Source organism: Klebsiella variicola, from assembly GCF_000828055.2.
Classification (GTDB): Bacteria; Pseudomonadota; Gammaproteobacteria; order Enterobacterales; family Enterobacteriaceae; genus Klebsiella; species Klebsiella variicola.
Genome location: NZ_CP010523.2, coordinates 2,330,822 through 2,349,946 on the forward strand (window position 1 = coordinate 2,330,822; position 19,125 = coordinate 2,349,946).

20 protein-coding genes are annotated in these 19,125 nt (G+C 60.8%); 8 read left to right on the plus strand and 12 right to left on the minus strand.

What is annotated here, in order from left to right; genetic code table 11:
* The first annotated feature begins 38 nt into the window (after window positions 1-38).
* From SP68_RS10905 to chrA, 4 genes are all read left to right on the plus strand, one after another.
* Window positions 39-287: a tautomerase family protein gene (locus SP68_RS10905; RefSeq protein WP_004175772.1), complete on the plus strand. Its 249-nt coding sequence runs from the start codon at window positions 39-41 to the stop codon at window positions 285-287.
* A 186-nt stretch (window positions 288-473) separates the two neighbouring features.
* Complete coding sequence (locus SP68_RS10910; protein WP_224224391.1) at window positions 474-1,667, plus strand: MFS transporter; 1,194 nt, start codon at window positions 474-476, stop codon at window positions 1,665-1,667.
* 128 nt (window positions 1,668-1,795) lie between these two features.
* Complete coding sequence (locus SP68_RS10915) at window positions 1,796-2,755, plus strand: chromate resistance protein ChrB domain-containing protein (RefSeq protein ID WP_077263614.1); 960 nt, start codon at window positions 1,796-1,798, stop codon at window positions 2,753-2,755.
* On the plus strand, window positions 2,724-4,091 hold the full coding sequence (chrA, locus tag SP68_RS10920) for a chromate efflux transporter (protein WP_040968596.1): 1,368 nt from the start codon (window positions 2,724-2,726) through the stop codon (window positions 4,089-4,091). Before SP68_RS10915 ends, chrA begins: the two co-directional genes overlap by 32 nt.
* Before the next feature lie 90 nt (window positions 4,092-4,181).
* On the opposite strand, the gene SP68_RS10925 is transcribed toward chrA, so the two are convergent.
* The 11 genes from SP68_RS10925 to SP68_RS10975 form a co-directional block, all read right to left on the minus strand.
* Complete coding sequence (locus SP68_RS10925) at window positions 4,182-4,484, minus strand: hypothetical protein (RefSeq protein WP_051975541.1); 303 nt, start codon at window positions 4,482-4,484, stop codon at window positions 4,182-4,184.
* 32 nt (window positions 4,485-4,516) lie between these two features.
* Window positions 4,517-4,945, minus strand: a complete 429-nt coding sequence (locus SP68_RS10930; protein ID WP_040968595.1) for a hypothetical protein — start codon at window positions 4,943-4,945, stop codon at window positions 4,517-4,519.
* A gap of 1 nt (window position 4,946) precedes the next feature.
* Window positions 4,947-5,423: a hypothetical protein gene (locus SP68_RS10935; RefSeq protein WP_008804564.1), complete on the minus strand. Its 477-nt coding sequence runs from the start codon at window positions 5,421-5,423 to the stop codon at window positions 4,947-4,949.
* Between the two features lie 384 nt (window positions 5,424-5,807).
* Window positions 5,808-7,229, minus strand: coding sequence for an FAD-binding oxidoreductase (locus tag SP68_RS10940; RefSeq protein ID WP_032733161.1), 1,422 nt, complete (start codon window positions 7,227-7,229; stop codon window positions 5,808-5,810).
* Between the two features lie 26 nt (window positions 7,230-7,255).
* Complete coding sequence (locus SP68_RS10945) at window positions 7,256-8,071, minus strand: ABC transporter permease (RefSeq protein ID WP_004175779.1); 816 nt, start codon at window positions 8,069-8,071, stop codon at window positions 7,256-7,258.
* Between the two features lies 1 nt (window position 8,072).
* Window positions 8,073-8,903 carry an ABC transporter ATP-binding protein gene (locus SP68_RS10950; protein ID WP_004175785.1) on the minus strand — a complete coding sequence of 277 codons (831 nt, stop codon included), beginning with the start codon at window positions 8,901-8,903 and terminating at the stop codon, window positions 8,073-8,075.
* Window positions 8,900-9,883: an ABC transporter substrate-binding protein gene (locus SP68_RS10955; RefSeq protein ID WP_016161232.1), complete on the minus strand. Its 984-nt coding sequence runs from the start codon at window positions 9,881-9,883 to the stop codon at window positions 8,900-8,902. Before SP68_RS10955 ends, SP68_RS10950 begins: the two co-directional genes overlap by 4 nt.
* Window positions 9,883-10,764, minus strand: coding sequence for a creatininase family protein (locus SP68_RS10960; protein WP_016161231.1), 882 nt, complete (start codon window positions 10,762-10,764; stop codon window positions 9,883-9,885). The genes SP68_RS10955 and SP68_RS10960 overlap by 1 nt, the downstream gene beginning before the upstream one ends.
* Window positions 10,761-11,240, minus strand: coding sequence for a RidA family protein (locus tag SP68_RS10965; RefSeq protein ID WP_032741072.1), 480 nt, complete (start codon window positions 11,238-11,240; stop codon window positions 10,761-10,763). The genes SP68_RS10960 and SP68_RS10965 overlap by 4 nt, the downstream gene beginning before the upstream one ends.
* On the minus strand, window positions 11,230-12,513 hold the full coding sequence (locus SP68_RS10970) for an amidohydrolase family protein (protein WP_040968594.1): 1,284 nt from the start codon (window positions 12,511-12,513) through the stop codon (window positions 11,230-11,232). The genes SP68_RS10965 and SP68_RS10970 overlap by 11 nt, the downstream gene beginning before the upstream one ends.
* A gap of 11 nt (window positions 12,514-12,524) precedes the next feature.
* The gene (locus SP68_RS10975) at window positions 12,525-13,493 is read right to left on the minus strand and encodes a PDR/VanB family oxidoreductase (RefSeq protein ID WP_040968593.1); all 969 of its coding nucleotides are present in this window, start codon (window positions 13,491-13,493) and stop codon (window positions 12,525-12,527) included.
* Window positions 13,494-13,700: 207 nt separating this feature from the next.
* Here SP68_RS10975 and SP68_RS10985 point away from each other — a divergent pair, with 207 nt between their 5' ends.
* The 4 genes from SP68_RS10985 (at window position 13,701) to SP68_RS11000 (ending at window position 18,325) form a co-directional block, all read left to right on the plus strand.
* Window positions 13,701-14,600, plus strand: a complete 900-nt coding sequence (locus SP68_RS10985) for a LysR family transcriptional regulator (protein WP_004202952.1) — start codon at window positions 13,701-13,703, stop codon at window positions 14,598-14,600.
* A gap of 295 nt (window positions 14,601-14,895) precedes the next feature.
* Window positions 14,896-15,885 (plus strand): ABC transporter substrate-binding protein, encoded by a 990-nt coding sequence (locus SP68_RS10990; protein ID WP_040968592.1) that lies wholly within the window; start codon window positions 14,896-14,898, stop codon window positions 15,883-15,885.
* 11 nt (window positions 15,886-15,896) lie between these two features.
* On the plus strand, window positions 15,897-17,315 hold the full coding sequence (locus SP68_RS10995; RefSeq protein WP_032733157.1) for an amidohydrolase family protein: 1,419 nt from the start codon (window positions 15,897-15,899) through the stop codon (window positions 17,313-17,315).
* Window positions 17,316-17,335: 20 nt separating this feature from the next.
* Window positions 17,336-18,325 (plus strand): isopenicillin N synthase family dioxygenase, encoded by a 990-nt coding sequence (locus SP68_RS11000; protein WP_023322760.1) that lies wholly within the window; start codon window positions 17,336-17,338, stop codon window positions 18,323-18,325.
* 15 nt (window positions 18,326-18,340) lie between these two features.
* On the opposite strand, the gene SP68_RS11005 is transcribed toward SP68_RS11000, so the two are convergent.
* Entirely contained in the window at window positions 18,341-19,123 is a 783-nt protein-coding gene (locus SP68_RS11005; protein ID WP_022064548.1) for a DeoR/GlpR family DNA-binding transcription regulator, read from the minus strand.
* Window positions 19,124-19,125 lie beyond the last annotated feature (2 nt).

Consider the following 19,125-nt stretch of genomic DNA (forward strand, 5'->3'; position numbering starts at 1 on the left):
GAGTTTGAATTTTAGACTTAGATGCTAAGGAGAATAGCGTGCCATTTGTTAACGTGCAAACCATTAAAGGGATCATGACCGCGGAACAGAAAAGTGAGCTGCTGCGACGGATGACCGATCTGCTGGTGGAGATTGAGGGGCAGGGCGATCCGCAGTTCCGTCAGTCCGTCTGGATCCGCATTGACGAACATGACCCGGAGCAGTGGAGTCTGGGCGGCGTCCAGCCGACGGCCGCAATGATCGCGGCGAAATTTGCCGCCGCGCGGCGCGACGGATCCCCGGAATAAAACGGGCGGCGAAGCCCGGCCCGGCGATCTGACGCAGAAGAGGGGCCAGATCGCCGGGTAATATTGCGATTCGCTATGGTGCAAAAGCGTATTTTGCGGCTAAGGTAACGGTCAGGGAACCCAACAAACAGGGCGCGATGCCAGACGGCCAGCCTGGCGCCACTCTCAAACCGGTGAAAACAACGGATGTCTACAGAACACATGCTGCCGCTGGCGGTGCAGAACAAAAACATCTTTCGCCTGGCTGCCGCTCAGGCGCTGGCCGGCGCCAACTCGGTGGTCTTCTACGCTACCGGCGCGATAGTGGGTAACGCGATTGCCCCCAGCCCGTCGCTGGCCACGCTGCCGATCACCCTGTTTGTGCTGGGGATGGCGGCCTCCATTCTGCCTTTCGGCGCGCTGGCGCGAAAGCGGGGCCGCAAAGCGGCGTTCAGGCTCGGCACCGGCGCCGGGATGGTGACCGGACTGGCGGCCGCCCTGGCGGTAGTGCTGAATTCTTTTCTGCTGTTTTGTCTCGCCGCGATGCTTGGCGGCGCCTATGCCGCCGTGGCGCTCAGTTTTCGTTTTGCCGCCACCGACGGCGTCGCCCCGGCGCGTCGCGCCCGTGCGCTGTCGCTGGTGATGGGCGGCGGTGTGGCCGCCGGGATCATTGGCCCGATGCTGGTCACCGGCACCATGCACCTCTGGCCGGCACATACCTTCGCCGTCACCTTCCTCGCTCAGGCGCTGGTTGCAGTGCTGGCCGCCTTTTTGTTGAGAGGGGTGACGCCGGCGGAGCCCACCGCGGCCAGCGTGCGCGGAGGGCGGCCGCTGCGCGAGATTGTCCGCCAGCCGGGTTTTGCCACCACGGTATTCAGCGGCGCGGTGGCCTATATGGTGATGAATTTTCTGATGACCGCCGCGCCGCTCTCCATGCATATGCACGGTCTTTCCCAGCAGGCCGCCAACCTTGGGATCCAGTGGCATGTGATGGCGATGTACGGCCCGGGATTTTTCACCGGCCGGCTGATCCAGCGCTTCGGCGCAGTGCGAATGGCGGCGGCGGGATTGCTGATCACCGCCGCGTCGGTGGCGGTCGGCCTGAGCGGTCTCGGCGTGTATCATTACTGGCTGTCGCTGATTTTGCTCGGCATCGGCTGGAACTTTGGCTTCACCGGCGCCTCGGCGAAAATCATCGATTTCCACCGCCCGGAAGAGAAGACCCAGGTTCAGTCGCTCAACGATTTTCTGGTCTTCGGCGTGATGATCTTGGGGTCGTTTTCGTCCGGGGTTCTGCTCAACGCCTTCGGCTGGAACGCCGTGCTGTGGGGCTCCCTGGTCCCGGTTGCGGTGGCGTTGTTGACCCTGCTGCTGCGCCCCTTATCCCCACCCCGCGCTTAGCGCCTGGCCTGCCGCTGCGCAGGCCGTCTTTTGCTTTTTTCAGCTATGCATTGCTGAAATTCATCTGACTCCTTGCGCGTAAAAACGTCACAGACGCTACATGCTGTAGTAATCTCTACAACATGACAATGCATCTCTTGATCCTTAACCTGACAACGTCTCAAGCCACGCTGCGCATGCGTGTCTGGCGAACCCTGAAGCAGAGCGGGGCAGCGGTCCTGCGCGATGGGGTCTATCTGCTGCCCGACGTGCGCCAGGGCTATGACACTTTCCTCAGCACCTGCCAGGCGATCCGCGCGGAAGGGGGGACCGGGTATGTTTTCACGATTGAGGCGGCGGAAGAAGAGGCGCTCAGGCCGCTATTCGATCGTCGTGAACAGTACGACGCGCTGTTGCAGGATCTGCAGGCGCTGCAGGGGACGTTATCCAACGACGAACTGGCGGCTCAGCTCAAACAACTGCGTAAAATTCAGCGTGACTACCGGCGGATCGAGGCCATTGATTTCTTTCCGGGGGCCGCCCGGGAGCAAGCCGCTGAGCGACTGGCCACTATCGAGCAGGTCATTAATCAGCGGCTATCGCCGAACGAGCCGCAGTCGGTGGCGGGCGAACTGAGCCTGCTGGACAGAGGCGCCTTTCGCGGCCGGCTGTGGGCCACCCGCCGACGCCCGTGGGTCGATCGTCTGGCCAGCGCCTGGCTTATCCGGCGCTTTATTGACGACGAGGCGCTATTCCTGTGGCTGGCCGCGCCTGAGGACTGTCCGGCGACAGCGGTCGGTTTTGATTTTGACGGCGCGCCATTCAGCCACGTCGGCACGCAGGTGACCTTCGAAGTACTGGTCCGGCGCTTTGCGCTGGACGCGGTGATCCCCGACAGTCTGGGGCGGTTGATCCACTTCCTGGACGTCGGTGGGGTACCGACCCCGGAGGCGGCGGGGGTAGAAAGCATTCTTGCAGGGCTGCGGGAAACCATTACGGACGATGACCAACTGCTGGCGACAGCTTGCTCGCTGTTCGACGGCTTACTGAGGTCCTGTGAAATGAGGTCTGGCAATCATGAGCAAAACGGTCGTTCTTCCGCAGAGTGACAGTCCTTCCGTCGTCGCTTCCGTCTCCTTCTGGCAGGCATTTCGCTTTTGGCTCAAGCTTGGCTTCATCAGCTTCGGCGGGCCTGCCGGACAGATCGCCATGATGCACCAGGAGCTGGTGGATAACCGACGCTGGATCTCGGAAGGGCGATTCCTGCATGCGCTCAATTTTTGTATGGTCCTGCCCGGCCCGGAGGCCCAGCAGCTGGCGACTTACATCGGCTGGCTGATGCATAAAACCTGGGGAGGCGTCATCGCCGGGGTGCTGTTTATTTTGCCCTCGCTGGTGTTACTCATCGCCCTGGCGTGGATCTACCTCGTCTGGGGGGATGTCGCCGTGGTGGCGGGGATCTTTTATGGCATCAAACCCGCCGTAGCGGCGATAGTATTGCAGGCGACGTACCGCATCGGCTCGCGGGCGCTGAAAAATGGCGCCTACTGGGCCATCGCCGCCGCTGCCTTTGTCGCTATTTTTGCGCTGAACGTTCCTTTTCCGCTGATCGTCCTCGCCGCGGCACTGGTGGGTTTTATCGGCGGACGGCTGGCGCCGGCGATATTCGGCAAAGCGGACGCCCACCGTGCGCAGAGTCACCCTGGCGGAGCCGCCATCATTGATGACACGACGCCGATCCCGGCCCATGCCATTTTCAGCTGGCGGCGTACCTCTCAGGTGCTGATCGCCGGGATGCTGCTGTGGCTGGTGCCGATGGCCGCTCTGACGCTAATGCTGGGCTGGGCGCATCCGCTGACCCAGATGAGCTGGTTCTTTACCAAAGCCGCGCTGATGACCTTTGGCGGGGCATATGCCGTCTTACCTTATGTTTACCAGGGGGCGGTGACCCACTATGGCTGGCTGACGGCAGGGCAGATGATGGATGGCCTCGCCCTTGGGGAGTCGACCCCCGGACCGTTGATCATGGTGGTGACCTTTGTCGGGTTTGTCGGCGGCTACACCAAAGCGGTGTTGGGCGTCGATGATGTGCTGCTGGGGGGCATCGCGGCGGCGTGCCTGGTGACATGGTTTACCTTTTTGCCCTCGTTCATCTTTATTCTCACCGGCGGGCCGTTTATTGAAACGACCCATAATAAGGTGGGATTTACCGCGCCGTTGACCGCCATCACTGCCGCGGTGGTGGGCGTTATCCTGAATCTGGCGCTGTTTTTTATCTGGCATAGCGTCTGGGGGCCATCCGGTTTCGACCCATGGTCCGCAGCCATAGCCCTGGGCGCCGCTGGGCTGCTGTTTCGTTATAAGTGGAAGCTGACCTGGGTACTGGCCGCCGCCGCCGCGGTGGGGCTTATCGTCCATATGGCGGGACTGTCCGGCGCAGGATAAGGTCGGCGTTGGGCTGAGAGAAACGTGGACAGATGGGGGATTGGGGAGGGAGGCCAGTGCCTGAGCAGGCCCTGGCCGGATGGGTGGCAATTATTTATCTACGGGAGGCTCCTCCGCGAGATGCAGTTGACAATATTGCTCAACGCCCGCCTTTAGCATGTTAATAATCACCAGCAGTGTGGGTAAGTAAGGCACCAGTTTAACTAACAGCGAACTGATGGGTTCATCAATAATCAGTGCCAGCAGGGTATCCACTTTCTTTTTCCATGTTTTGTTATATTCCACACAAAAATTTTTAATATCGGCCGGCTGCGTTGAACGGGCAATCTGTTCGAGTTCTTCAATGGCGTTGAGTGCCGCTTTTATTTTCTCAATGTCGATTTGTTGAGTCATATTCGCCTCACGGTAATCGGAAAAAAACTGGATCATTCTTTATGTGGATTAAATAACAGCCACGGTAAGGTGTAATCGTACAGCGCTTTCACCGGCACCACGGATAAGTGGAAATGTTTATCGTGCGGGCTGACGCCATGGTAATCCCGCCATACCCAAGGCTGGACAGAAGCGCTAATGATCCGTTTGTTCCAGATAATATATTTAATTCGTTTGTCTTTGCTGGCGACCAGCGCATCGACAATCGCCTGAGCATCACATTTATGTAGAGGATCGTGGGTAATATCGATAGCCGTTACCACACCAATATTTCCATCTATCACCTGCGGATTATGATCCGAGTTGGTGTGGGCATGATGTTCATCACCAATGGTGCCATCGCTGTCCTTGTTGCGATGCGGAGCATATTGATTAATCTGATCTCTGAGTATCAGCAGACTCTTTGCGACACGCCATACCATGTTATTTACCCTCCGGATTGAAACAGGGGTTTGAGCTGACCGGCTCTGCGCCAGGAACCACGTCATGATAAACCGGAGAAGGGGGGGCAGGATCGGCTACTGGATCCGCTTTCACGCTGCTGACTTGTTGCTTTTTCAGGTTTTTCACTTGCAACAGATAATTAAGAATGACGTTCCAGAACGCCGATCCGCCGCTTGCCATCAGGCCAATACATAATGTCATCAGGTCCGGATGTTTAATGGCCGAGAAACTGCCGGCGACGAAAGGTTGGGTCAAAAACGCCGTCAGAATACCGGCAACCACCGCTAATATCTGTAGGGCTGATTTGCGTCGTCCTTCGATGACCGGATCCTGATTTTCCAGATTAAGCCAGGGAAAATACCCTTTGATTATCTCTACCAGTCTTTCCGAGGCGATACTGATGGCGATCAGCATCGTAATGATGTTTTCAAGTTGCGAAGAAATGGCATCGCTCATATTATCCTCACTATTGCTGTGTTGAATAAAAATAATTTACGACGTTTTTATCATGTGCTTAATTCATAGGGGCAAATTTATGTCGACTCATTTTACGGTCATTTTTGTCGTTCAGGCCGGTAATCGGCAAGTTGTAATAAAATGACAGCGCGTAATAAATAATCCGCCAGAGCGTGTTCGGAATAACTATTTAATTCGACACGAAAACTGAACCGCGGAATTAACCCGTGATAATAAATTTATCGTCGCTTTTTTGATGAGTATAACGGAGGAAACAGAGACGCCACTCATTCATATGAATGAGTGGCGTAAAAAAACTCGCCGCGCGGGCAGGAGGAAGAGAAGCGGGCCAGCGACCGGTTAGCGCGCCCCGGAATGGGGCGATCAGGTCGTGGGGGTTTCGCGGGTGGCCAGTGCCAGCGGGTTGCTGTCCAGCTCCAGCTGGTCGCGCAGCGCCCAGCCGCGCAGCTTGCCGGGGTTAAGCAATCCCGCCGGGTCGAGAGACTGTTTCACCGCCACGACGTCGGGGCGAATCACGCCCTGTTTGCCGTCCTCAACCTGCAGCACGTGGGGGTTGTTAATTTTGACGTCGTTGTCGCGAAATATCTGCATGATGGCGTTGAGCCGCGCGGGCGTGGTATAGCGCACCAGCTGCAGACCGCTGGCGGTGAGATTGCCCTCGATATCGCGCAGGAATTCAATATGGGAAATCACCTCTCCGGCGAAGTGCTGCTCCATCTGTAAAATTTGCTGCGGATAGCGCAGCGGATCAAACGCCGTCTGGAGATAAGTCAGCGTATTGTCCACCTTGAGCGCATGCAGGGTGGTATGGTTCCAGCAGTATTCCATTAACGAGGCGTTTTGCGTCCGGGCCTCGTCGCTGGCCTGACGGATGGCGTTGCTCCCGCGATGGCGCTGTAACAGGCTGGCGCAGAGTCCTTCGCTCTCCTCGGCGATCAGGCTGATAACCGCATGCTGCCCGGTGCGGTAACGATCGTTGAGGTGGCTAAAATAATCGGCAATCGGCGTGGCCAGCAGCGCGACCTGACGTTTTACCAGCCCCGGCGAGCGGACGCAGGCGTTGGCATAGTTCAGCGCATCAGCGAAATCGTCAAACACGTCCAGGCGCTCTATCCACTGGTGCACGGGCGCCAGCGCCAGCTCAACCTCCAGAATGATGCCGTTGGTGCCGTAGGCGTGATGCAGCAGCAGCGCTTCGGGAGCCGGGACGGTCAGCACGCGGGGGACCGGCTCGACGGTCATCACTTTGACGCTGAGCACATTGCCGGGCGCCGCCAGCGGCCCATAGTTGATGGAGCCGATGCCGCCGAACCCGCCGCCGTAGAGGCCGCCCAGGCTCGCCAGTCGGTAGGTCGACGGCATGCAGCGCAGCTCCCATCCCGTTGGGCGGGCGGCGGTTTCGATGTCTGCCAGACGAATGCCGGCCTGGGCGCGCACCGTGCCGTTGCCGAGGGCGACGATCTGGTTGAGTCCGGTCATATCGACCAGCAGCCCGCCTTCGAGGGGGACCAGTTGGCCATAGTTGCCGGTGGCGCTGCCGCGCAGCGTCAGCGGCAGCTGGTGCTGCGCGCAGGCGGCGACCAGCTGGCGCAGCTCCTCTTCGTCGCGTGGGCGAACCACCGCGTCCGCCTGTTTCCCCGCCAGTTGCTCAGTGAGTACCGGACTGAACCAGTGAAAATCGCGGGAAAGCCGTTTGATCTTCGCCGGCTGTAAGGTCCACTCCAGCGTTGGGAGTGCCTGCTGGATCGCCGCGACCGCGTGTTGACGCTGCTCATCAGTCATCATTTTTCTTCCTGTTCGTCAGCAAAATATTAATGAGATTGCACGGCTTCGCTTTCATGCCAGGCGCTGAGCGCCCGGCGCGAAACCCAGGACATCACGCCAAACAGCGCGATCCCGGCGAGAGAGATCAGCAGCAGCGCGGCAAACATCAGCGGGATATCCAGCTGGTAGCCAGCCTGCAGGATCTGATAGGCCAGACCGGTATTGGTCCCGCCGGTCCCGGCGACAAACTCCGCCACCACCGCGCCAATCAGCGACAGCCCACTGGAAATACGCAGCGCGCCGAAGAAATAGGGCAGCGCCGAGGGGATACGCAGCCGCACCAGCGTTTGCCAGCGGCTGGCGTGATTGAGGCGAAAATAGCTCAGCAGGCCGGGGGAGACGCTGCGCAGTCCCTGAGTGGTATTGGAGATGATGGGAAACACCGCCATCAGGGTGGCGCACACCACCAGCGAGAGCGTGGCATCCTTCACCCAGATGATGATCAGCGGAGCGATGGCGACAATCGGCGTCACCTGCAAAAACACGATATACGGAAACAGGGCGGTTTCCACAAAGCGGTTCTGCACCAGGATAAACGCCACCGCGGCGCCAATGACAATCGACAGCAGAAACGAGATCAGGGTGATCTTGAGGGTGAACAGCAGCGCCAGCAGCAGCGGCGTGAGATGCGTCCACAGGCTTTCCAGCATCACCAGCGGCGACGGCACCAGAAAGGCCGGGATGCGGAAATAGCTCACCGCGCCCTGCCACAGGAGCACCACCGCCACCGCGACGAGGGTCGGATAGAGAATTTTGAGAAAACGCGGATGCTGGACCCACGGCGTTGAGGTTGTGTTTTTCATATTATGACTCCATACCGGACTGGCTGGCCTGCAACAGACTGTCCTGCAGCTGACGGGCATACAGGGAAAAGGCCGGACTGACGCGGAACGCCTCGCTGCGCGGGAACGGCTCCCGGATGGCGATATCTTCGACCACCCGTCCGGGACGGGCCGCCATCATGATCACCCGCTGTGAGAGAAACACCGCTTCGTGGATCGAGTGGGTGACAAACACCACCGTCAGGTTCTGCTCCTGCCAGAGACGCAGCAGGTCGCTGTCGAGTTTATTACGCGTGATTTCATCGAGCGCGCCGAAGGGCTCATCCATCAGCAGCAGCTTTGGCCGGGTGACCAGGCCGCGGGCGATGGAGACGCGCATTTGCATGCCGCCGGAGAGTTCGCGCGGCAGGACGTCGGCGAATTTGCCCAGCCCCACCAGCTCAAGGACTTCACTCACCCGGGTATTACCTTCCGCCCGCGGCACGCCGGCCAGATCCAGCGGCAGCCTGACGTTATTGCGCACGCTGCTCCACGGCATCAGGGTGGCTTCCTGGAAGACGAACGACAGCGGATGCTGGGCTTTCTCCCGGCTATCGCGCCGCCACAGCATCAGCTTGCCGTCGCTGGGCTCCACCAGGCCGGCGACCATCTTCAGCAGCGTACTCTTCCCGCAGCCGGACGGGCCGAGCAGGGTAATAAACTCCCCCTGATTGATGGTCAGGTTAACGGGCAGCAGCGCCCGGGTACCGTTGCTGTAGATCTTCTCCGCCGACAGCACCTCGATGGCCGGGGTGGCAGAGGCGGGCGTAAAGCGGGTGTCGCTCATCACGGTCAGTTTCGGGGCGGTATTCATGGCATCACTCCGGCGTCTTTGACCATCTCCAGGGTGTAAGTCTGCTCAAACGGCACCTTGCTGGCGTCGATCAGTTTGTTTTTCACCAGCATGTCCCAGGTTTTCTTCAGCCGCGGCTCGGTGATGATGCCGATGCCGCCGGTCTTGGCATCGCCGCCGGTCACCAGCTGGTACTGCTTCATCTGGGCAATACCAAAGGCGATCTGCTCGGCGCTCATTTGCGGATTTGCTTTAGCGATCAGACTGTTGCCGGGGGTGGGATCCTGCAGGTAGCTTTTCCAGCCCTCCATGGAGGCTTTGACGAAGGCCGCCACCGCCGCCGGACGTTTGCGGATGGTGTCGGCCATACAGATAATCGAGTTGCCGTAGGGCGGATATCCCCAGTCGCTGAGCGGATAGACATAGAACGGCTGCCCGCCTTTGGCGACGGAGAACGGCTCGGAGGTCACGTAGCCCTGCTGCACCAGGTTTTTATCGGCGAGGAACGGCTGAACGTTAAAGGTATAGGGGCGCACTTTGCTGCCAGCCAGACCCAGCTCGCTCTTCGCCCACGGCCAGAAAGAGGTATAGGCCTCGGTAGCGAGCAGGAAGGTTTTGTCTTTAAGCTCCGCCGGGTTCTCCACTTTGTTATGAGTGATAAACACCGTCGGCGAGTGCTGGAACACGGTAGCGACGGTCACCGCATGCACCCCGGCCTGCCAGGTCTCCAGCGCCTGACCGTTGTCGCCAAGGGTACAATCGGCCTGACCGGCAGCCATCAACTGCATGACGTTGATCTGCGGGCCGCCCATTTTAATCTCGACATCGAGACCGGCGTGCTGATACAGCCCGGTGGCCTGGGCCTGGTAAAACCCGCCGTGCTCGGCCTGGGCATACCAGTTGGTGAGAAACGTAAACTTCTCCGCCGCGAAGCAGGAGGCTGAGGTCGCGAGGGCGGCCACGGTCAGCAGGGTAAAAACGAGCGTCGGTCTGGTATTCATCATGGCTCCTTGGATTCAGCAGCGAAAGAGGGGGGTAGGGACTGCACAAAGCCGTGCCAGTGCTGTTTGCCCCAGGTCGGTTCGTGACGTTCGACCCAGGCCATGCGGTGGATCTCGATGATCGCTTGCGCCCAGCTGGCGGCGAGGGAGTCGAGAAGCCCTTCGCCTTGCTCCCGCGTCGCCGGGGTCGGGTCGCCAATCACCCCGCTGGGGCCAAAGTCATAGGACGCCCACGCCGCCGCCGGGCGGCCTTTCGACAGGGTCGGGCAGGGGAATTCCGGCGGGAAGTTGGCGACCGCCCGCTCCATATGAACGCACTCCGGGGCCAGCGCCAGCATCAGCGCCGTTTCGCTATGTCCGGCGTGCATCGCCATCCGCTGTTCATGCGGGCTGAGAAACTGTTTTTCGCAGTTGGGTACGTTGAACACATCGTGCGGGATGGCGATGAAATCCCCGTGGCGCAGGCGCATTTCCCGGCAGGCGATTTGCAGGATCTGCGGCTGGCCGCCGTGGCCGTTGATCATCAGCAGCTTGCGAAAACCGGCCCGATAGAGGGATTCGGCGATCTCCAGCAGGGTATGCAGCAGCGTATCGCCGCTGAGGGTCAGGGTGCCGGGAAAATGCAGATGCTCCTCGGACTTACCGTAGACGATCGGCGGGATGGCGTAGGCCGGGATCGCCGCCGGCAGCCGGGCGAGGGCATGGCCCGCCACGCCGGAAGATATCACGCTGTCCACCGAGCAGGGCAGATGCGGGCCGTGCTGTTCGATCGCCCCGGTGGGGAGGACGATAACCGTATTGCTTTTATCCGGCAGGGCGGCCACGTCCGTCCAGCTCAGGAAAGGGAGAAAGCGCGCTGCAGGAATGTAACCGTTAATCATCGCGGTGCCTCGGAGTGAATTGGCTGGGGTAACCAGACGGTCGCTTCAACTTCAATCAATACCGTGGCGTCGGGCAGCATTTCGCTGACCTGGACCACGGTGGAAACGGGCGGCTGGTCGGGATAAAACAGCTTTCTGACCCGGCTGTAATAGGGAAAATGGTCAAGGTTGCGAAAGTACTGCACCAGCTTGATAACGTCGCTCATCTGCCCTCCCGCGGACGCCACGGTGCGGCGGATGCTTTCCAGTACGTACCAGCTCTGGGCGAGGATCGGGCCCTGTTTCGCATCGGTCGAAAATTCACCGGTCGCCCCCAGCAGCTCTCGCACCGACTCAGGCACATCCTGAAAGCCGTTGACGATGGTGCCGGTCAGGGGATTGACCGGAATAATGCCGGAGAGAAAGATAAAATCGCCGGCTCTGCGCCAGGCGGCATACCGCGCCAGCGGCGCCCCCGCGCCTGCTTCAAGACTCATGTGCCATCTCCTCTTGCCACACGCGCCGGTGGGTTAACCTGCCGTGGTTAACCACCAGACGGGCGGCGCTGTTTAAAGGCCAGGTAAAACGGTCGCTACCCGGGAAAATCACTACGCTGGCCGCCGCGCCGATGGCAAAGGGCGCCGCGTCTGCCGGCGAACCGGTTAGCGCCGCGCGATCGCAGATCAGCCGCGACTGCCGGTCGAACAGGTCGCTGAGCTGAGCGCTGAACAGGCCGCAGGCCAGGGTGTCCAGCGGGTCATAGCTCCCCGCCGGGCAGAAGGCATCCTGTACGTTGTCGCAGCCGAGCAGGGTGGCCACGCCGGCGGCCTGCGCCTCGTGCAGCAGCGTGATCCCCCGCTGGCGCGGCGTGCGACCGAACGTCGCATCCTGCAGCAGCAGGTTGGTCATCGGCAGAGCGATAAGGGTGACGCCGTGCGCCGCCAGCTGGCGCAGGATCGGCGCCGCCTGTTCGTCGCTGCCGGCGGCCAGCGCGCAGCCGTGGCTGCAGCAGATATGCCCGGGAAAAGGGTGGCGGGAGAGATGGTCCGCCAGCCAGGTCAGCCCCTGAGACACCTCGCTGAGCTCCTCATCAATATGCAAATCCAGATCCAGCTCCCAGCGGGCCGCGCTACGCAGCAGGTTTGCCATGGCGGCAGCGTCCCAGTTGGAGGAGTGGATGAAGCCGCCCAGCAGGCAGCCCTCCCCGCTGGTGGCGACCGTTCGGGCAATGGCCCCGGCGTCCGCCGGATCGCGAAACAGGGTCAGCGGGACCAGCGCCACCCGCTCCAGGGTGATGCCGACGGTATCGAGGCGGGCGATCTCCTGCCAGGCGTCCGGTGCGTCGGCGGTAAACCAGTCGATATGGCTACGCAAATGGGTCACACCATTTGCTGCCGCCCGGGCCAGCGCGGCGGACGCCCGACGTTGAATATCCGCCCTGGTCCAGTGCTGGCGATCCTCGTGCATGGCGTGGATCGCCGCCAGCAGCCCGGCCTGCGCCGGACGGCAGCGTTCAATGGTAAAGGTCTTGTCCAGATGGGCATGAGGTTCCACCAGGCCGGGGAGCGTCAGGGCCCCCGCCAGGTCCCACAGGCCGGGAGTCGGCTGGTCGGTCGGGGTCAATGCGGCAATCCGTCCATCGCGAAAGGCCAGGTCCGCCAGCACCGGTTCACCGTTGGCCCGCGTCGGCCAGCCGTCGGGCAGCGCCCAGGCCGGGAGTCGGGCGCGGCTGATACCGGCGAGCGGCGCGGAAGAGGAGGGGAACGTCATCGTCAGTCTCCTCACAGATCCAAAACCAGAACCGGCGATTTCGCCCGCGAACAGCAGAGCGTGATCTGGTCGTTGCCCGCTTTCTCTTCCGCCGTCAGCACGCTGTCCCGGTGTTCGGGGATCCCGTCGAGGACCCCGGTAATACAGGAGCCGCACATTCCCTGTTCGCAGGAGAGCATCACTTCCACGCCGGCGTGCTGTAATACCTGAGCAATGGTTTGATCCGCGGCGACCTGCAGGCGCTGCCCGCTGGAGGCCAGTTCAATATAAAACGCATTTTTCGCCGCAGTATTATTTTCCGCCGCGGGAGTAAAACGCTCGAAGACGAATTGCGACGGCGACCAGCGATATTCCTCCATGACCGACTGCAGTCGCTGAATAAAACCCTCCGGGCCGCAGGCGACCACTGCGGTATCAGGATCGGGTGTGGTTAAGCAGGCGGGGATCCGCTGGCGAAACGACGCGCCTTCCTCGCTACAGTGGATCGCCACCGTGCCGCCCGCAGCCAGCTGGGTCAGGCGCGGGGAGAAGGCCGTCTGGCGCGAGCTGGCGACATAATAATGCAGCTCCAGCGCCCCCTTTCTGGCGGCAATTGCTTCAGCCATCGCCAGCAACGGCGTGATGCCGATACCGCCGGCAAACAGCAGGTAGCGCCCGGCCTCCGGCAGGGGAAAATGGTTGCGCGGAGGCGAAATGGCGAGCCGATCGCCGGATTTCACCTGCTGGTGCAAATAGCGTGAGCCGCCGGTGGAGGTGTCAGTCAGCCTGACGCAAATTTCATAAGTATTACTGCGGTCAGGCGTGCCGCACAGGGAATACTGCCGGGGGCCAACGCCGGGAATAATAATATCGATATGCGCCCCGGCAGAGTAGGCCGGTAATATTTCCCCGGCCGCCGCCTGCAATATTACGGATAGATTTCCCTGTCCGTTGGGGCGTATTTCCCCAACCGAGACCGAAATAAGATCGTGGCTGTGCATTACCGTTTACTCTCCCTCATTCCGCTGTCTGCAGGGCGGCCAGGGTCGGCGAAGAGATAACTCCTCTTCGCGGTAAACTGTCCGGCGTGCAAGAAAATGGGTGAAACGATCGTTTCTCCGCTATGAATGCTACGGTATTGTGATAAAACTGTTGCGTCCAGAGCTTTGATTCGCACAACCCGTTGCAAAAAAGAGAGCACCCAAACCATGTTTGCCTTCTCCCGATTTCTGCTCTATTTCACCGAAGTGGCCCGTCAGGGATCGTTTCGTAAAGCGTCAGAGGCGTTGCATGTGTCGGCGTCTTCCATCGACCGTCAGATTTTGCGCGTGGAACAGGAGCTGGCGATGCCGCTCTTCGAGCGCCATCCCACCGGGCTGCGGCTGACCGCCGCCGGGGAGCTGCTCCTGCACGCGGCCAATAACTGGAAAAAGGACTTTACCCGGGTCTGCGAACAGCTGGATGACCTGCGCGGGTTGCGGCGGGGGCATGTGCGTATCGCTACCATCGATGCCATTAACCGGCATTTTTTTTCGACGATGCTCAAAGAGGTGCATAAACATTATCCCAACATCTCTTTTACATTGACCACCATCAACAATATCCACATTCAGCAGGCGCTGATCTCTGGCGAGGCGGATTTCGGCATCATGCTCAATCCCCAGACCTCCCGCGAACTGCAGGTGCGGGCGTTTGCCGAGATGAATATGGGTATCGTGGTGCCGACCGGCCATCCGCTGGCCAGCCGCAGCGCGGTGCGCTTTAGTCAGTGCATCGACTACCCGTTTATCCTGCCGTCCGCCCCGTTGATGATCAGCGAGCCGGTGGAGGCGCTGGTGAATATCAGCGGCAACGAGGTGAAGGAGGTGGCGGTGTCGAATAACATTCACATGATCCGCACCCTGATCAAAGAGCAGATGGGCATCGGCATCCTGTGCCGGCTGGATATTCTCGATGAGATCGAGTCAGGCCAGCTGGCGTTTGTACCGCTAACCGATCCGCAGCTTAAGCCTTTCACGCTGGCGCTGTGCGTCTCGCCCGCCCGCCAGCTTTCCCTCGCCGCCTCGATGATGTTGAACCAGCTGGAGATGCTCTTCAGTCAGCTGTGAGCGACCGGGCAGGCACTAAAATCATTCATTAGTGCACCATAATGGTGCGTTTTTTGTGTGCATGAATCAAAGGTTGCATGCCCGTGGGCGGCGGCGCAGGCGATTTCTCGCGGCCGCTCGTGGGCGATCAAATCTGGCATTGTTTTTGTATAGCTGAGTGTGAGTAGAAGCGGTCAGTACGGGTTATCCATACGGGACATTGCTCAGTCACCATGTCGCGGTTCAATGTTGACCGGGATGGGAGGCTGAGCCGTGGTTTGCTCGCCCCTCTCCCGGCATGAAGAGGAGAGGGATAATGAAAAGTCGTGCACGCCTTCCCCGGGGCTTTCGCTGGCTGGGCCTGATGGCTCTCGGCGGTGTCTCGCTGGCCGTTCAGGCCGAGGAGAAAATCGTTCTGCTGACCTCCTGGTACGCTCAGGCTGAGCAGGGGGGTTATTATCAGGCCCAGGCCACTGGGCTGTACAAAAAATATGGTCTCGACGTCGAGATCCGCTCCGGCGGACCCCAGGTCAACGGCATGCAGTTGCTGTTGTCGAAGCGGGCCGATGTGATCATCGGCTACGATCTGCAACTGCTGGAAGGCATTCAGCGCGGCTTCCAGGCGAAAGCCATTGCCGCGCCCTTTCAGTACGATCCCCAGGGGCTGCTGACCCATGCCGATGTCACCTCCCTGCAGGGGCTGAAAGACAAAACGCTTCTGGTCTCCAGCTCCGGTCAGGCGACGTGGTGGCCGTGGCTGAAGGCGCAATATCAGCTGAGAGACGCTCAGGTTCGCCCCTATACCTTCAATATTCAACCCTTTGTCGTCGATGACGCCGTCGCCCAGCAGGCCTATGTCAGCTCCGAGGTGTTCCAGGTGCAGAAGGCCGGGGTGAAGGCGAACTTCTTCCTCTTTTCTGAGCATGGTTATCCCCCCTACGGCGGCATCCTTATCGCCCGCCCGGATACCATCGCCGAGCGTAAAGCGGCGATGGCGAAATTTGTGCGCGCCTCAATGGAGGGTTGGGTGAGTTACCTCAACAATCCGGCGCCGGGAAATGCGTTGATTAAGCAGGACAACCCGAAAATGACCGACGACCTGCTCGCCTGGGGCGTGACCCAGATCCGTGAGCATCATCTGATCGACGGCGGGGATGCCGCCAGCCAGGGCTGGGGGACGATGACCGACGCGCGCTGGCAGAAGACCCGCGACTTTATGGTCAGCGCCGGTCTGCTGGCGGCGGCCACCGACTGGAAACAGGCCTACACCACCGAATTTGTTCAGGCCATGCAGGTTAAACCCTGAGGAGCGACGCCATGTCATTAATGATTAAAAATGCCCATGCCATCCTCAGCGGTCTGCCCGGAGAGGCGGCGCGGCTGGCCGGGCCGGATATTCGCATCCGCGACGGCAAGATTGCCGCCATCGGCAGCCTGACGCCGCTGCCGGAAGAGCGACAGATCGATGCCCGCGACTGTGTGATCTATCCGGCATGGGTGAACACGCACCACCATCTTTTTCAGTCGCTGCTGAAGGGCGAGCCGCAGGGGCTGAACCAGAGCCTGACGGCCTGGCTGAGCGCCACGCCGTACCGCTTTCGCGCGGCTTTCGATGAACATACCTTTCGTCTGGCGGTGCGCATTGGCCTGGTGGAGCTTCTGCGCTCGGGCTGCGCCAGCGTGGCGGATCACAACTACCTGTACTGGCCGGATATGCCTTTCGATACCTCGGAGATTGTCTTCAGCGAAGGGGAAGCGCTGGGGATGCGTATCGTCCTGTGCCGGGGTGGGGCGACCCAGGGCCGGGCGGTGGAGCAGGATCTGCCGGTGGCGCTGCGTCCGGAAACCTTCGACGGCTATATGGCGGATATCGAACGGCTGGTCAGCCGCTATCACGACCCCCGGCCCGATTCTCTGCGCCGGGTGGTGATGGCGCCCACTACCGTCCTGCACTCCGCGCCGGGCGCCCAGCTGCGGGAGATGGCGAAGCTGGCCCGCCAGCTGGGGATCCGGTTGCACAGCCATTTATCGGAAACCGTCGATTATCTCGACGCCGCGCGGCAGAAATTCGCCATGACGCCGGTTCAGTTCTGCGCGGAACACGACTGGCTGGGAAATGACGTGTGGTTTGCCCATCTGGTGAAGCTGCTGCCGGAGGAGATTGCCCTGCTGGGCCGCACCGGAACCGGCATCGCCCACTGCCCGCAAAGCAACGGCCGGCTGGGCAGCGGCATCGCCGATCTGCTGGCGCTGGAGCAGGCCGGGGTCCCGGTCTCGCTGGGGGTGGACGGCGCTGCCTCGAATGAAGCGGCGGATATGCAAAGCGAAGCCCATGCCGCATGGCTGCTGCAACGCGCGCGCAAGGGGATGCTGGCGCAGCCGCGCTACGCCGGGGGCACCTTCGAGGGGGGAGCCGATGCGGCCACGGTGGAGGATGTGGTGCGCTGGGGCAGCGCCGGCGGCGCGCAGATCCTTGGCTTAGCGCAGACCGGCACCCTGCAGATCGGCATGCAGGCGGACCTCGCCATTTACCGGCTGGACGATCCGCGCTACTTCGGCCTGCATGATATGGCCATTGGGCCGGTGGCCTGCGGTGGGCGCGCCGCGCTGAAGGCGCTGCTGCTCAATGGCCGCCCCATCGTGGAAGACGACGCCATTCCCGGTCTCGACCTTGACGCGATGCGCCACGACGCGCTGGCGGCCGTCCGTACCCTCCAGCAGCGCGCCGCTGTTTAACTGATAACAGGATAATGACGATGAACGCAACCACTCAGAATCAACGCTACGCCTTACAGGAACTGGAAAAAGAGGCGCTGATGGGCGCCCAGGGCGAAGAGACCTTCGCCCGCGAAGTGCGCTGTATCGACCTGTCGAACTTTGCCGAAAGAAAAAATGACATTGCCGAACAACTGTGGGAGGCGGCGGTGGAGATCGGCTTCTTCCAGGTCAGCCACCACGGTATTCCGCTGGCGGATATCCGCCAGGCGTTCAGCATGACCGAGGCGTTTTTCGACCTGCCCGACGAGGTGAAGCGCCAGTATCCGCTGGCCGGCAACGCCGGCTGGGAAAGCAAAGCGCAGGTTCGGCCATCGACCCGCACGCCGGATCAAAAAGAGTCGTATCAGATCACCCGGCCGCTGATGGCCGGGCGCTGGCCCAGCGATCGGGAGTTGCCAGCATTCAAGCAGACGATGCTCGGGTTTGAATCGCAGTGCTGGCAGCTGGGGATGAAGATCCTCTCCTGCTTTGCTTTGAAGCTCGGTTTTCCGGAATCGTTTTTCACCACCGCGCACGATCCGCAGCGAGACACCTACCAGAGCACCTTGCGCATGCTGCATTACTATGCGACCGAGCAGTCGCAGCAGGGGATGTGGCGGGCCGGCGCGCACACCGATTTTGACTGTCTGACGCTGCTGTTCCAGCGCCCCGGCCAGGGTGGCCTGCAGGTTTGTCCCGGTAAAGACCGCGAAAGCCAGCAGTGGACCAGCATTGAACCGCGGGAGGAGGTGATCACCTGCAATATCGGCGATATGCTGATGCGCTGGAGCGACGACCAGCTGCCGTCTAACTTCCACCGGGTGAGAAACCCGCTGCCCCACGAATATCAGGGGCCGCGCTACAGCCTGGCGTTTTTCTGCCAGGCCAATAAAGATGTCGAGATCCTCGGGCCGCAGAGAAAGTACCCGCCCATCAGCGCCGAGGATTATCTGCAGCAGCGGATCCAGGCCAATTTTGCCAAAGGGTAAACGTACCGGCGCGGGTCACTGCTGTTCAGGAGCGGCATGACCACGCGCCACGACCACCTTTTCCCGGCCGAGTACAGTAGCGAGATGGTCGGGCAGGGGCTGGTCAGTAATTAAACGGCTGATGCCCGACCAGCCCGCGTAGTGGTAGGGGTAGGTGAGGTCGAACTTCGAGTGGTCGGCGACGACAATGCTCTTCGCGGCGCGCTGGATCATCGCCCGGTAAACCGTTCCACTGTCGATTAACGCCTCGCTTGGCCCATCGGCGGCGATACCGCTGGCCCCCAGTAACGTATAGTCCGCCGTGAACTGGCTGAGGAACAGAAGCGTCTGCGCACCGGTCATTGCCCCTTCGGTAGCGCAGTACTCCCCGGGAGCAACGATCACCCGGATGGTTGGATTCATCGACAGCACCGTTGCGACGCCGAAGGCGTGGGTGATGACCGTAATATCCCGCAGCTCGCTGGCCATCCGGCGGGCAACATGTACCGTGGTAGCGCCGGAGCCGATCATAAATATTTTGCCCTCGCGCATACAATGGACGGCGTCCCGGGCGATGCGCTCGCGCTCTTCGGTAAACAGCTGGTGGCGCTCCGTGACCGTCGGTTCACTGTTCATGGCCCGCACCGCACCGCCGTAAGTTCGGTTCAGTACGCCCCGGCGGGTCAGTTCGTCGAGATCGCGACGGATGGTTTCGGTAGAGACACCGTGGGTGCGCGCCATATCCCCAATCCGCAGGGTCGGGGTCTCAGCCAGTTCGCGCAGGATCTGTTGCTGACGGTCTTCTTTTCTCTTCGACATGA